General features: G+C 60.0%; 6 protein-coding genes. 4 read left to right on the forward strand and 2 right to left on the reverse strand.

Annotated features, from left to right (window positions below; all coding sequences use genetic code 11):
- The first annotated feature begins 694 nt into the window (after positions 1-694).
- From AC1Q8Q_RS18910 to AC1Q8Q_RS18925, 4 genes are all read left to right on the forward strand, one after another.
- Complete coding sequence (locus AC1Q8Q_RS18910; RefSeq protein ID WP_020800631.1) at positions 695-1,495, forward strand: endonuclease/exonuclease/phosphatase family protein; 801 nt, start codon at positions 695-697, stop codon at positions 1,493-1,495.
- 229 nt (positions 1,496-1,724) lie between these two features.
- Positions 1,725-4,280 carry an autotransporter family protein gene (locus AC1Q8Q_RS18915; RefSeq protein ID WP_492615352.1) on the forward strand — a complete coding sequence of 852 codons (2,556 nt, stop codon included), beginning with the start codon at positions 1,725-1,727 and terminating at the stop codon, positions 4,278-4,280.
- A gap of 312 nt (positions 4,281-4,592) precedes the next feature.
- On the forward strand, positions 4,593-5,660 hold the full coding sequence (locus AC1Q8Q_RS18920; RefSeq protein ID WP_033042701.1) for an autotransporter domain-containing protein: 1,068 nt from the start codon (positions 4,593-4,595) through the stop codon (positions 5,658-5,660).
- A gap of 340 nt (positions 5,661-6,000) precedes the next feature.
- On the forward strand, positions 6,001-8,748 hold the full coding sequence (locus AC1Q8Q_RS18925) for an autotransporter outer membrane beta-barrel domain-containing protein (protein WP_492615353.1): 2,748 nt from the start codon (positions 6,001-6,003) through the stop codon (positions 8,746-8,748).
- 112 nt (positions 8,749-8,860) lie between these two features.
- On the opposite strand, the gene glgB is transcribed toward AC1Q8Q_RS18925, so the two are convergent.
- Positions 8,861-11,095, reverse strand: coding sequence for a 1,4-alpha-glucan branching protein GlgB (glgB, locus tag AC1Q8Q_RS18930; RefSeq protein WP_020800627.1), 2,235 nt, complete (start codon positions 11,093-11,095; stop codon positions 8,861-8,863).
- Between the two features lie 2 nt (positions 11,096-11,097).
- Entirely contained in the window at positions 11,098-14,439 is a 3,342-nt protein-coding gene (gene treS / locus AC1Q8Q_RS18935) for a maltose alpha-D-glucosyltransferase (protein ID WP_083349005.1), read from the reverse strand.
- Positions 14,440-14,492 lie beyond the last annotated feature (53 nt).

A 14,492-nucleotide genomic window follows, 5' to 3' on the forward strand; every position in this document is an offset into this window, starting at 1 on the left:
CGTTCCGCTGACGACGCATTAATTGAGCCGTGCGCAACGGTGATGCGGGGTGTCACAGGAAGCCCTGTGTGAAATTGATTGTCGGAGTACATATCCATTGCTGCGGCAACGGCCACTTATGGTTTCGCTTTTACAGCGACTCCCTTTTTCAAACGCCGGAGTGCCGGCCCAGCAAAAAGTAAGCAAAAGGCTTTTGCCCCACCACTCGGTGCCTCGCTTGGGCTCAGCATGCCCTTTCTCCGGCATTGCTTCGTGGGTCGCCGCGCTGGGCCATCCATGGCCCAGCGCGGCTAAACCGGCGTCCTGCCGGTTTCCCCACTGCGCAAGGCCTGCGTTCGGCCATCGTGGTTAACGGGGCGCCCGCGATCAACAGCAAAGCGAGGTGGCCTTAAAGCCGACCTGACTTTTACAGATACCCCCAATCCCCTGTGGGAGCCAGCCTGCTGGCGATGGAGGTCAACGATAACGCGCCCTGTCTGGATGAACGCGCTGTCTGGACGTTTTTCGCCAGCAGGCTGGCTCCCACAATGGCATGGCGGACAAACCTATAATCAGGTCGGCGAACAGACCGCCATCGCTGCGATGCGATTCCCGCTGCGTTCGGACGATTTTTTGGCATCACGGCATAACGCGCTGAACTGCACGCTCCCCTATCAGTCGCATGCATAAGCAACCCGGATTCAGAGGAGTGAAAGTGAGCAGTGACTCTAATCGGCTGGCAGCAGGATCAGTGCCGTTGAACAGCCCCGAGGCTATCCATCGACTGCGCGTGTTGACCGTCAACACCCACAAAGGATTTACCGCCCTCAATCGGCGTTTCATCCTCCCGGAATTACGCGAAGCGGTACGCAGTACCTCAGCGGACCTGGTGTTCCTGCAAGAAGTCGTCGGTGAACACGAGCGCCATTCTTCGCGCTACAACGACTGGCCACAAACCTCGCAGTACGAGTTTCTTGCCGACAGCATGTGGAGCGACTTCGCCTACGGGCGAAATGCGGTTTATCCCGACGGTCACCATGGCAACGCACTGCTGTCCAAATACCCGATCCGTGAATACCGCAACCTTGACGTCTCCATTACCGGCCCAGAGCGCCGGGGGCTGTTGCACTGCGTGCTGGATGTACCGGGCCATGCCGAGGTCCATGCTATCTGCGTGCACCTGAGCCTGCTGGAGAGTCATCGACAGTTGCAGTTGCAGTTGCTCTGCCAGTTGCTCGAATCCTTGCCCGATGACGCCCCCGTCATCATTGCCGGCGACTTCAACGACTGGCAGTTGCAGGGCAACGCCGCTCTCTCGCGCCGCGACTACTTGCACGAAGCGTTCGAACGCCACCATGGCCGGCCGGCAAAAACCTACCCGGCACGCTTTCCGCTGCTGCGCCTGGATCGGATCTACCTGCGCAACGCCAGTAGCCACGATCCGAAAATCCTCGGCCACAAGCCCTGGACACACCTGTCTGATCATTTGCCATTGGCGGTTGAAGTGCACCTGTAACACGTAAAACTGATCTCTAACTGTCATTTATGACAGTAGATACATCCAAAAACACTTGCTACGGTGCTCTCGTCCGTTCGAATGACTCGGATGGACATGCCCCGTAGCCGTCGTTGCCTGAAGGGTCTTATGCCTTCCTGATGATGTCTCGCGACTCGCGCTGCAGATACACCCCCTACCTTGCCGTTCCTGCAAGGCATCGGGTGTCGAATCTTGAGCGGAGACGCGCATGGACCTTTGTAAAGCACTGCCCAGCTACCGTTACAGCGCCTGTACCATTTCGATCTGGCTGTGCATGGGCTGGTCCCTGCCCGGCCAGGCGGCTTGTACCTTGGTCCCTTCCACTGGCAACGACAACTTCGTGTGCGACAGCGGCAACAACGGGCCGCTGACTGATTTGACGGGAAACAACAACCTGGCCTTCCCCGCCAATGGCACCGGCACGATCACAGGCAATGTGACGTTCGGCGCCGGCAACGATACCCTGGACATGAAATCCGGCGTCATTAGCGGGATCGTCCAACTGGGGGACGGCAGCGATACTTTCAGCATTGACGCCGGCCAGATCACCGGGGCGGTGAACCAGGGCAATGGCGTCGACACCGCCCTCATACGTGGCGGGACTATCCAGTCGCTGGCCCAGGGCGACAGTCGCGACTTTTTCCAGATGAGCGCAGGCACGATCATTGGCGCCTTCGAAGACGGTGACACCGCCAAAATGACAGGTGGCAGCATCGGCCGGGTCGATATGAAGCTCGATGACAATCTGTTCGACCTGTCTGGTGGCGAGATCCTCGGCAATCTGGTCACCGGGTTTGGGACTGACACCATCATCGTGTCCGGTGGCAGGATTGGCGGCAACATCAGTGTCAGCGGTGGCAATGACAGCATTACGGTGACTGGAGGCGAAATCGTCGGGGAGATCCGGGCCAGCGCGGGCAGTGACAGCTTGACCTGGGATGGCGGCGGCATCATCCGTTCGGCGATCCTGATGGGAGATGGCGATGACCGGGCAACCCTGCGCAATCTCAGTGCCAGCCGCTTGGCCCAGACTCCGACCCTGGATGGGGGCAACGGCAGCGATCTGCTGACTTTCGATAACACCACCACCAGCGGCGTCGCTCGCTACATCAATTGGGAGACCGTCAACCTGAACAATAAGTCTCAACTGGACTTCGACGGCAACTTTGTCCTTGCTGACAGCACCAGCGGTAGCGGTGTATTCAACATTGACAGCAGCAGTGTCGTGACCTCGGCCAGGGGTAGCCTCACCCCCTTCTCCGCAGGCCAGCGGGCGACGCTGAACAACGCCGGGATCATCGACCTTGGCAGTGGCAACAGTCGCACCAGCGACACCCTGACAGTACAGGGCAACTATGCGGGCAACGGCGGCCAGCTATGGCTGCAAAGCGTACTGGGCGATGACAGCTCCCCCAGTGACAAACTGGTGGTCAACGACGGTACCTTGGCTGGGTCCACGTCCATTACCGTCAGCAACCTTGGCGGCACGGGCGCCGCCACCTTGCAAAACGGTATTCAAGTCGTCCAGGCCCAAGGCACGGCCATCAGCGACAGTGGCGCCTTTAGGCTCAAAGCCCCGTTGTCGGTCGGCGCGTTTGATTATCGACTATTCAAGGGGGGCGTCACTGCCGGCAGCGCAAACAGCTGGTACCTGCGTTCGTCCGTTGTTGCGCCGCCGCTGGTTGCAGCGGCAGTGCCCAATCCCGATCCAACCGTGCCGCCCGTCCTGGTGCCTCTGGTGCCGTTACCGGTGGCGGCTGTCGGCACACCACCCTTGCCGACGCCCGTTGCCGGTGCGGCGCCCATTCCCCTGTACCGCCAGGAAGTCCCGGTCTGGTCAGTGTTGCCTCCGGCGGTCGCGCAGTTGGCCCTGACGGCACTCGGCACCTTCCATGATCGACAGGGTGATCAACGCCTGCTGAAAGAAACCGGCGCCTTTGGCGCGGGCTGGGGCCGGGTCTATGGCAAAAACATCGAGCAGACCTGGGCCGGCACCGTCACGCCACGACTCGATGGCTCGCTGAACGGATTTCAGGTGGGCAACGACCTGTTCGGCTCGCAAACTTCCGGTGGGCAAACCCAGCGCACCGGCTTCTTCGTCGGCCATAGCCGCTTGAAGGGTGATGTCGACGGTTTCAACCAGGGTTTCCAGGACAAACGTGCCGGCAAGATTGAATTGCAAGGCGACAGCCTGGGACTCTACTGGACCCTGACCGACCCCAAGGGTTGGTATCTCGATACGGTGGCGATGTACACCTGGCTCAACGGCGACAGTCACTCCGAGCGCGGCCTGAAAATCGATAATGACGGCCACGCCATGACCCTCTCCGTCGAGGCCGGCTACCCTGTTGCCGTGGCGGACAACTGGGTGGTCGAACCCCAGCTGCAAGTCATCAATCAAACGGTTGACCTGAAGCGTCAGGACGACGGCATTTCAAAGGTGTCGTTCGATTCCGACACCGCCTGGACCGGTCGTCTCGGCGCCCGGCTCAAGGGGTGCTACGACGTCGCCGGCCTGCCGCTGGAACCCTACCTGCGCGTGAACCTGTGGCACACCATGTCGGGAACCGACACGGTGACTTTCGACGACAGCACCGAAATCAACACCCGCCAACGTTCCTCATCGGCGGATCTGGGTTTGGGTGCCATCCTGACACTTGCACCCGCTGTCAGCGTGTACGCCAATGCAGATTACAGCAGCAATATCGACAGCAATCCTTTGCGGGGAATGAGCGGTAACCTGGGAATCAGGATGAGCTGGTAAGACTGAGCAAAGGCTCTAGCTCGAGAGTTTTTTGACGTTTCAACCAATAAACAAGCACTTAAGCAAGCGTCGTAAATCAGTCACTTATATGATCTAAAATACCTCTACCACTTATCGGCCATTTTCTTGACGCAATGCCAGGGGTCCTCTTGACTTCACGTTACTACCCCGGAACCACCACCAGGATCAATCCGATGACTACCCGTAAAAACGGGCGGGAGTCGGCTTGCCCTAATTCTTTCGGTCGCCCCTCACTCGGGGTAGGAGAGACGCCACAGCGAGATACCGCATGCGATTGCAAGGTAGACCTCCATGAAAACTTCATTCACCCCTCAAGAGATCCGGATTAGTGTTTGCACCGTCTCCAGTACACTGCTGTTATGTTCTTCCATGGAAGTGCAGGCTTCCCCCACAGAGGAAGAAACCACGCCCTGGTACCGCCAGGACGTCCCGTCGCTTACCTTGTCTGCACCAACAACGTCCTATCCCGGCCGCTTCAGCCCGATTGCCGATACGCGAAGCTCGAGCCTGACCGTCGAAGCGGCTGCACCCGGAGCCTGGGATCAACTGTATGGCCAGGCTTCACGCCAGGCGCAAACCGACGCCATGGCCCAGGGGTTTTCCATTGCCGGCTCCGGCGAACTGAAAAGCCCGGCGATCCTGACCTTGCAAAGCAACAGTGGCCATACCCAACGGGTCGGCCTGATCGGCGGCACCGCTGAGTTCCACGGCACCGGCAACGGCTTGCTGACCAATCGCGCACAATCGGACCCGCACACCGACACCCTCAACCTGCAGGGACAGAGCCTCGGCGCCTACTGGAGCCTGACCGGCCCACAAGGCTGGCACGTCGATCTGTCGGCCAGTGGTGGTCGGGTCAACGGTTTCAGTCGCAATGAACAAGGCGCGAGGCAAGCCACCGAAGGCAGCGCAGTGACCCTCTCGGTCGAAGGCGGATTCCCGATTGGCATCAGTGAGAACTGGGTGGTGGAACCCCAAGCGCAATTGATCAACCAGCGAATCACCCTGGACACGCCCTATGCGGGTTCAGGGAATGCATCCTCCAGCGACCTCTCCTCCTGGAGCGGCCGGGTCGGTGCCAAGTTGAAAGGTAGCTACGACATCAACGGCCTGCCCGTCGAACCCTATGTTCGAACCAACTTGTGGCACACGGTGTACACCGGCAATACCGTAACCCTCGACCAGGTCGACAAGATCAGCAGCAGCCGAAACTCCTCGACGGTCGAACTGGGCTTGGGCCTGGTGGCCAGAATGACGCCGACCGTGAGCCTGTACGTCAGCGCCGACTACAGCAGCGATGTGGATGACAATGACTTGAATGGCTTGATCGGCAGCCTGGGCGTGCGGATGCGTTGGTGAGCAGCTGCGCGCACTGGTGATAGCCAATTTGCTGGTGAAGGCAACTATGCGGTGTGTCCGACACACCGCAATGCCGGCTACCCCATGACGCCTGAACCGGAGGTTCGCCAGCCCCAATAGTTCGTCACCTGTTATTTCTGACAGTAGCGCCTCAAACAACCTGTTGGTACCGTGGGAAAACACTGTGCCTTGTAATGCGCAGTCGTAAAAACCATGTCGACCGGTTGCATTGCCCGATGACTTCGCGCAGGAAACCTGCAGTTCCTGATCCGTATCGCTCTTGACGTTGCCATGGCCTGCCCCGCAGGAGCGGGAGCAGCACGTCTTGCGAGGATGGATCATGAGCAATCCGTTTTCAGCCTTCAGGCTCCCGGGCACTATTGCCCTGTCGATTTTTACCCTGTTTTTCTGGCCCCTGGCCTCCCATGCTGACTGCACGCTCGTGCCCACCAACGCCGATGACAGCTTCACCTGCAGCAGCGGAAGCAGCCCAGGGCTCACCGACACAAGCGGCAATAACAGCCTGGTTTTCCCCGAGAGCGGAAACGGCAACATCAATGGCCCTGTTATTTTCGGCGCTGGCCATGATCTGCTGACAATGAACTCCGGTGCCATCCTCGGCCCGGTGGACATGGGCGATGGCGCAAACATCTTTCAACTCTTCAATGGGACCATTGGTGGCACGGTCCGCCAGGGCGACGGTGCCGACATCGCACAGGTCAGCGCCGGTACGGCAGCTCTTATCGACCAGGGGGCCGGCAACGACCGATTGGCGATCAGCGGTGGCACCCTCATATCCGTGAACCAGGGGCCAGGCGATGACACCTTCACCATGAGCACCGGCGTCATCACCGGACTTTTTGAAAACGGCGAGCATGCACTCATGAGTGGAGGACAGATTGGCGCGGTCGCGATGAATCAGGACGCCAACACCTTTGAAATGCTTGGCGGTCGGATCCTCGGTGATCTGGATGCCGGCACCGACAACAACAACGTCATCATCAAGGGCGGCACCGTCGGCGGTAATATCATGGTCAGTGGCGGTGCAAACTTCATCACGGTCAGCGGCGGCGAGATCCATGGCCAGGTCCGTGCCGGCAGCGGCAACGACCTGTTCACCTGGGACACCCATGGGCTCATTCACTCGGCTGTGCTGTTGAATGGCGGCGACGATCAATCACTACTGCTCAATCACACGGAAACCAGCCTGGCATCGACTCCCAGTATCGATGGTGGCCTGGGCAGCGACACCCTGACGTTCGACAACAGCCAATCGGCGAGCCCCACACGCTATCCCCACTGGGAAACCGTGAACATGGACAATGGTTCGCGGTTTAACCTGGACGGCAATTTCGTCCTCGGTGACAGCGTATCAGGCACCGGCACGCTCAACATTCATGGCAGCAGTGTGTTGCTGGTCGAACAGGGCAGCATCACTCCTTATGACTCTGGCCAGCTCGCCACTTTGAACAACAAAGGGCTGATCGACATGACCAGTGGCAACGCCCGTGCAGACAATCGACTTACCGTCGAGGGCAACTACATTGGCGACAAGGGCGAACTGCGGCTGCACAGCGTGTTGGCGGGTGATAACGCCGCCAGCGACAAACTGGTTGTGGAGCGAGGCACTTTGCAAGGTTCCACCGCACTGCACATCACCAACCTCGCCGGCCCCGGAGACTTGACCCGGGAAAACGGCATCCTGGTGGTGGAAGCACTCAAGGGCGCCACAGGCAGTGACCGGGCATTCACTTACCCCGGGCCCATCTCCGCAGGTGCCTTTGAGTATTACCTGTACAAGGGAGGGGTCATCCCGGGCACTGCGCAGAACTGGTACTTGCGCTCCGCCGTGGTAGCACCTCCTCTGCCCGAACCGGAACACCCACCTGTGCCCTTGCCGGGGCCGGAACATCCACCGGTGCCCCTGCCCGAGCCCGAAAACCCGCCTGTGCCCCTGCCGGGGCCGGAAGATCCACACGTGCCTCTGCCCGAGCCGGAAAATCCGCCTGTACCATTGCCAGAGCCGGAACATCCACCCGTGCCCCTGCCAGGTATTATCGATAGCCCCGAAGACGAGCTTCCGCCGACTCGACCGGAGTTACCGGAAATCGAACCAGGCAAGCCGCCGATCCCGACCTATCGCCCTGAAGTCCCGGTGTATTCGGCGCTGTTACCTGCCATCAATCAGATGCTGCTCAATGCACTCGGTACTTTCCATGAACGCCAAGGCGACCAAAGCCAACAGCATCAGGCCGGCGCCTTCCCGGCAGGCTGGGGCCGGATGTATGCCAGTGACAGTCGCCAAGGTTTTGCCGGCACGGTCAGCCCACGTCTGGACGGCTCGATATCGGGTTACCAGGTCGGCAGTGATTTGTATGGATGGACCCGCGACGATGGACAGACGCAAAAGTTGGGTATCTTCGTCGGTCACAGCCAATCGCAAGGCGATATCGATGGATTCAATCGCGCAATCGAACATCGGGACGCCGGTACAAGCACACTGCGTGGCGATAGCGTGGGCCTGTACTGGACGCTCATCGACCCCTACGGCTGGTACGTCGACACTGTACTGATGTGGACGGGTGTGGATATCAACAGCGAATCCAACCGCGGGATCAAGCTCAACACCCATGGGCATGCCGTTACGTTCTCGCTTGAGGCCGGTTACCCGCTAAAGGTTTCCGGCGACTGGGTCCTGGAGCCGCAGGTACAACTTATCCACCAGCAACGCGCCCTGGATAGCCAGAACGACGGCATCTCCGATGTCACCTTCGATGCCGATAATAGCCTGACAGCCCGTTTCGGTGCCCGACTGCGCGGCACTTATCAGGTTGCCCATATGCCCCTGCAGCCCTACGTGCGCACCCATGTCTGGCATACCTTGTCCGGCACCGACCGGGTGACATTCAATGACACCACAGCGATCGACACCCAGCAGAAATCCACGACACTGAACCTGAGCATGGGCATGACGCTGCAAGTGTCGGACGCCTTGAGCCTGTATGGCGAAGCAGGCTACGACACCCAGCTTGACAGTAATGAGTTGAATGGTCGCAAGTCGACAATCGGGCTGAGGCTGGATTTTTGATGGGCGACATCCAGGCTGGCCCGCCTCCAGAGTGGATTGATGTCGTGATCAATACCCTGTAGAGGCGAGCCCGCTCTGGAGAGCGATTCGGAGATAGCGCAGGCTGCCTGACTTACCCCGCCGGCCGCAACATCAACACCGCCAGCGGCGGCAGGTTCAGCGCCAGCGACAGGGCCTGGCCATGGCTCGGCGTTTGCTCGGCGGTCACCCCGCCACTGTTGCCATAGTTGGACCCGGCATAGATCGACGAATCGCTGTTGAACATCTCGCTCCACTGCCCGGCAAACGGCACGCCCACCCGATAACCCTCGCGTGGCACCGGCGTGAAGTTGGCGACCACCAGGATCGGCTGGCCATCCTTGCTCCAGCGCATCCAGGCGTAGACACTGTTGATCGCGTCGTCACCGATCAGCCACTGGAAGCCTTGGGGCACGTCGTCCTGCTCATGCAGCGCCGGCTCCTCGCGATACAGCCGATTGAGGTCACTCACCAGCTTCTGCACGCCTTTGTGCTCGGAGTACTGCAACAGGTACCAATCGAGCTGCTGGTCGTGGTTCCACTCGCGCCATTGGCCGAACTCGCACCCCATGAACAACAGTTTCTTGCCCGGGTGGGTCCACATGAAACTCAGGTAGGCCCGCAGGTTGGCGAATTTCTGCCAGCGGTCGCCGGGCATCTTGTCGATCAGCGAGTGCTTGCCGTGCACCACTTCATCGTGGGAAATCGGCAGGATGAATCGCTCGGACCAGGCGTACACCAGGCCAAAACTGAGTTCGTTGTGGTGATGGGCGCGGTACACCGGGTCTTGCTGAATGTAGTGCAGCGAATCGTGCATCCAGCCCATGTTCCACTTATAGGCGAAACCCAGGCCACCCTGCTGTGTGCTCTGGCTGACGCCGGGCCAGGCCGTGGACTCTTCGGCGATCACCAGCGCCCCAGGAGCTTCCACTGCCACGACGTCATTGAGGTGACGCAGGAAGTCGATGGCCTCCAGGTTCTCGCGACCGCCATGGCGGTTGGGCACCCACTCGCCGGCCTTGCGCGAGTAATCGCGGTACAGCATCGACGCCACTGCATCGACCCGCAGGCCATCGACGTGGAAATGCTTGAGCCAGTGCAGCGCCGACGCCAGCATGTAGCCGTGCACTTCGGTGCGGCCCAGGTTGTAGATCAGGGTGTCCCAGTCCTGGTGAAAGCCTTCCTGAGGATTACCGTATTCATACAGCGCGGTGCCGTCGAACTGGGCCAGGCCATGGGTGTCGGTGGGGAAATGCGCCGGCACCCAGTCGAGGATCACGCCGATTCCCGCCACATGACAATCGTTGACGAAGGCAGCGAATTCGTCGCCCGTTCCGTAGCGGGCGCTGGTGGCAAACTGCGAAAGTAACTGATAACCCCAGGAGCCGCCGAACGGGTGCTCCATGATCGGCATCAGCTCAATGTGGGTAAAACCCAGCTCCTTGACGTACGGAATCAGCCGCTCGGCCAGTTCCGGCCAGGTGTATTGACGGGCCACTTCACCCAGGTCGTCCAGCTCGCACTGCCAGGAACCGGCGTGCAATTCGTAGATCGACAACGGCGCCGTCGGGCGCTGGCGCTCGCCACGCGACTGCATCCAGTCCTGATCCTGCCAGTCGATCCGTAAAGGTGGGGCGACTTTCGAGGCGGTGTCTGGTGGCAGGCTGGTGGCCAGCGCCATGGGGTCTGCCTTGAGCGGCAGGATACCGTCCTTGCCGAGGATTTCGTATTTGTAGGCCTCCCCCGCTTGCAGGCGTGGAATGAACAGTTCCCAGACACCGGTGGGATGGCGCAGGCGCATGGGGTGGCGACGACCGTCCCAGACGTTGAAATCACCTACCACCGACACCCGCCTGGCGTTCGGTGCCCATACGGCGAACCGCACGCCATCGACACCGTCCACGGTCTTCAACTGGGCACCCAGGGCGCTGCTCAAGTCGCGGTGATTGCCTTCGGCAAACAGGTACAAATCCATGTCACCCAGCAATGGACCAAAACTGTAGGGATCTTCGGATATTTGTTCGCCACCGGCCCAGCGGGTTCGCAACAGATACGGCTGTGCCCGCGGGAAATGCCCGACGAACAGCCCTGGGGTCTGGGTCGCTTCCAGGTTGCCCAGCTCCTCCCCGGATTCCTTGCCCACCACCTGCACGCTCAAGGCGCCCGGTAGATAAGCGCGGATGAATTGTCCGCCGGCACCATCGCCGTGGGGGCCGAGAATGGCAAAGGGATCGCGATGCTCGGCACGCACCAGCGCATCGATATCCCGCGCCCTGGGTAGCAGCGCTTCACTGTGATGATGACCCTGTTCCTTGTTCGAGAAACTCATGACTACTCTCCACCAAGATCGGAAAAGGGTTTAAGCCCACTCAATAATCCATATAAACCGTGCAACGGCACGGGCAGCCAGCCGGGGCGGTTTTCCGCCTCGTAGGCCACTTCATACGCCGCCTTCTCCAGGCCGAACAATGCCAAGGCGGCATCTTCGCCATCCGGATCTTGCCACGCATGGCCAAGCGTAGCTGCCGCCAGCCGATAAGCGTGGATAAATGCCTGCCTTGCCTCACTCAAATAGCGATCACCGACCCGCCGGCGAGCGTCCTGGGCATGGGCTGTGTTATCAACGTTATGCACGTTGATGGTCATGGCCGCCGCATAGTCGAAAGAGCGCAGTACACCACTGACATCCTTGTACGGGCTGTGCTTGCCCCGACGCTCCGGCAAAGGCCGCGCCGGTTCGCCTTCGAAGTCGATCAGGTACGCGTCACCCTTGATCACCAGCACCTGGCCGAGGTGCAAATCACCGTGTACACGGATCCGCAGTCCACCCGCGGTCTTTTTGGCCAACTCCTGGACATGGCTGAGAATGGCCTTTTTATGCTCCAGTAAACGGCTGACCAGGGTTTTGTCCGCAGGGTTCAGTTCATGTTGATGCTGCTTGAGCAATTTCAATGCATGCTCGATTTGTGCCACGACATCCTTGCCCGTCGCGGACGCATCCTTTTGCGTAGTGATCTGCGGATCAAAGTCAGGATTTTCACTTGATGCCGCCAGCACTTGGTGCATTTCACCCAGGCGCTGGCCGAGCATGGCGGCGAAATCCTTCAACTCGCCAAGTGCGTTGTAATGCTGTTCCTGCTCGGACATGGCGTCCGCGAGTTCGTCGCGCAACGCTCGCTCCAGATTGTTCTGGGTCCATTCCCAGGCATCGCCCTGATTACTCAAGTAGCCTTGGGCGATCATCAGCAGGTTATCTTCGCCTGCCGCATCCCGACGCACTACCGCGCCCAGCAACGGCGAGATATTGCCGAAGCCGGCAGCGGTCAGATAGGCGCTCATTTCCAGTTCCGGGTGCACGCCCGACGCAACCTTGCGGATCAGTTTCAACACCAGGCTGTTGCCGACCACCACCGAACTGTTGGATTGCTCGGCGGACAGGTAACGCACATCCGACTCTGCCGTCAGGCCCAGTTTGGCGAGCTCGGCGGTGGGTTCAAAACGGATTTCACCGCCATCGGAAGGCAACACCGTGCTGTTCTGCATGCCCTGCAATACCGCGCGAATAAAGTTTTCCAGGCTGAAGGCATCAGTGATCAGGCCAACCTGCGGGCCACGGCGCACCCGTGACAAGGCCAGTTGCTGGGGCAATGCCGTGCCGACCTGGTCTTCGGCAATAAAGCCGAACGGCAGTTGGTAGCGACTGGTCTGGCCGCCACCGGTGACTTCGATTTCACTCAACAACACGGGGTGCTGCGCATCGCCAAATCGCACACCGTAGGCCAGATTGACCTTCTCGATGGCCGCGTCCTTGCCGGCGAACCAGCGGCGGTTCTGCAGCCAGTTCGGCAGGATGCCCTGCTCCAGCGTGGTGCGTGAAGGCGCTTCGAGCAACTCTTCCATGCGCTTTTTCAGCACCAGCGTGGTGAAGTCCGGTAGGCTTTGCGCCGGTTCCACATGCCAGCTCGGCATCTGGTTCTCCGCGGCGAGGCCGAACCAGTAGAACCCATAGGGCGCCAGGGTCAGGAGGAAGCTCAATTGGCCGATGGGTGGAAACGCATTACCGCCAAGCATCTCCACAGGCACCATGCCGACGTAGGCCGACAGGTCCAGCTCCACGGCCTGGGCGCTGCGCGAAACGTTGGCCACGCACAGGATGATTTCATGCTTGCCGTCAGGCCCGGTGTATTCGCGGGTATAGGCCAGCACCCGGCGATTGGTCGGCGAGAGCATTTTCAAGGTGCCGCGCCCGAACGCCTTGGACTGCTTGCGCACCGTTAACATGCGCCGGGTCCAGTTCAACAGCGAATGCGGGTCACCGGCCTGGGTTTCGACATTGACCGACAGGTAGCCATATTGCGGGTCCATGATCGGCGGCAGCACCAGGCTGGCCGGGTCGGCGCGGGAAAACCCGCCGTTGCGGTCGATCGACCACTGCATCGGCGTGCGCACACCGTCGCGATCGCCGAGGTAGATGTTGTCGCCCATGCCGATCTCGTCACCGTAGTACAAGGTCGGCGTGCCGGGCATCGACAGCAACAGGCTGTTGAGCAACTCCACGCGCCGGCGATCACGCTCCATCAACGGCGCCAGGCGCCGGCGAATTCCCAGGTTGATGCGCGCCCGTCGATCGGCCGCGTAGTAATTCCACAGGTAGTCACGCTCCTTGTCGGTGACCATCTCCAACGTGAGCTCATCGTGGTTGCGCAGGAAAATCGCCCATTGGCAATTGGCCGGGATCTCCGGGGTCTGGCGCAAGATGTCGGTGATCGGAAAACGGTCTTCCTGGGCCAGCGCCATGTACATGCGCGGCATCAACGGGAAGTGAAACGCCATGTGGCATTCGTCGCCGTTCAGGCCCTTTTTATCGGTGTCGCCGAAATACAGCTGCGTGTCCTCCGGCCATTGGTTGGCCTCGGCCAGCAGCATGCGGTCGGGGTAATTGGCGTCGATTTCGGCACGGATCTTTTTGAGAACGTCGTGGGTTTCCGGCAGGTTCTCGTTGTTGGTGCCGTCGCGCTCGATCAGGTACGGGATCGCGTCGAGGCGCAACCCGTCGATGCCCATGTCCAGCCAGTAGCGCATGACCGACAGCACCGCTTTCATCACCTGCGGGTTATCGAAATTCAGATCGGGCTGGTGTGAATAGAAGCGGTGCCAAAAGTATTGGCCGGCCACCGGGTCCCAGGTCCAGTTGGATTTTTCAGTGTCGAGAAAGATGATGCGGGTGCCGTCGTACTTTTGATCGTCATCGGACCACACGTAGAAATCCCGCGCGGCCGAACCTTTCTTGGCCTTGCGTGCGCGCTGGAACCAGGCGTGCTGGTCCGAGGTGTGGTTGATGACCAGTTCGGTGATCACCCGCAGACCACGTTTATGCGCCTCGGCGATGAAGCGCTTGGCGTCGGCCATGGTGCCGTAGTCGCTGTGCACGCCACGATACTCGGCGATGTCATAACCATCGTCGCGACGCGGCGAAGGATAGAACGGCAACAGCCAGATAGTATTGACGCCCAGGTCGGCAATGTAGTCGAGCTTGGCGATCAGGCCCGGAAAATCGCCGATCCCGTCGTTATTGGAGTCGAAATAGGATTTGACGTGAACTTGATAGATGACCGCGTCCTTGTACCAGAGCGGGTCCTTGATAAAGGTGGCTGCCTTGGGTTTCTTCGCCATTTGAAACTCCTGTTGAATACGAAAGAACGCCCTGACGCGGATCGTTCCCACGC

This window comes from Pseudomonas sp. GW823-FHT06B06, from assembly GCF_058795195.1.

Coding starts and splice junctions, on each gene's coding strand:
- AC1Q8Q_RS18915 (WP_492615352.1), top strand. CDS start 1,725: ATGGACCTTTGTAAAGCACTGCCCAGCTACCGTTACAGCGCCTGTACC.
- AC1Q8Q_RS18920 (WP_033042701.1), top strand. CDS start 4,593: ATGAAAACTTCATTCACCCCTCAAGAGATCCGGATTAGTGTTTGCACC.
- AC1Q8Q_RS18925 (WP_492615353.1), top strand. CDS start 6,001: ATGAGCAATCCGTTTTCAGCCTTCAGGCTCCCGGGCACTATTGCCCTG.
- glgB (WP_020800627.1), bottom strand. CDS start 11,095: ATGAGTTTCTCGAACAAGGAACAGGGTCATCATCACAGTGAAGCGCTG.
- treS (WP_083349005.1), bottom strand. CDS start 14,439: ATGGCGAAGAAACCCAAGGCAGCCACCTTTATCAAGGACCCGCTCTGG.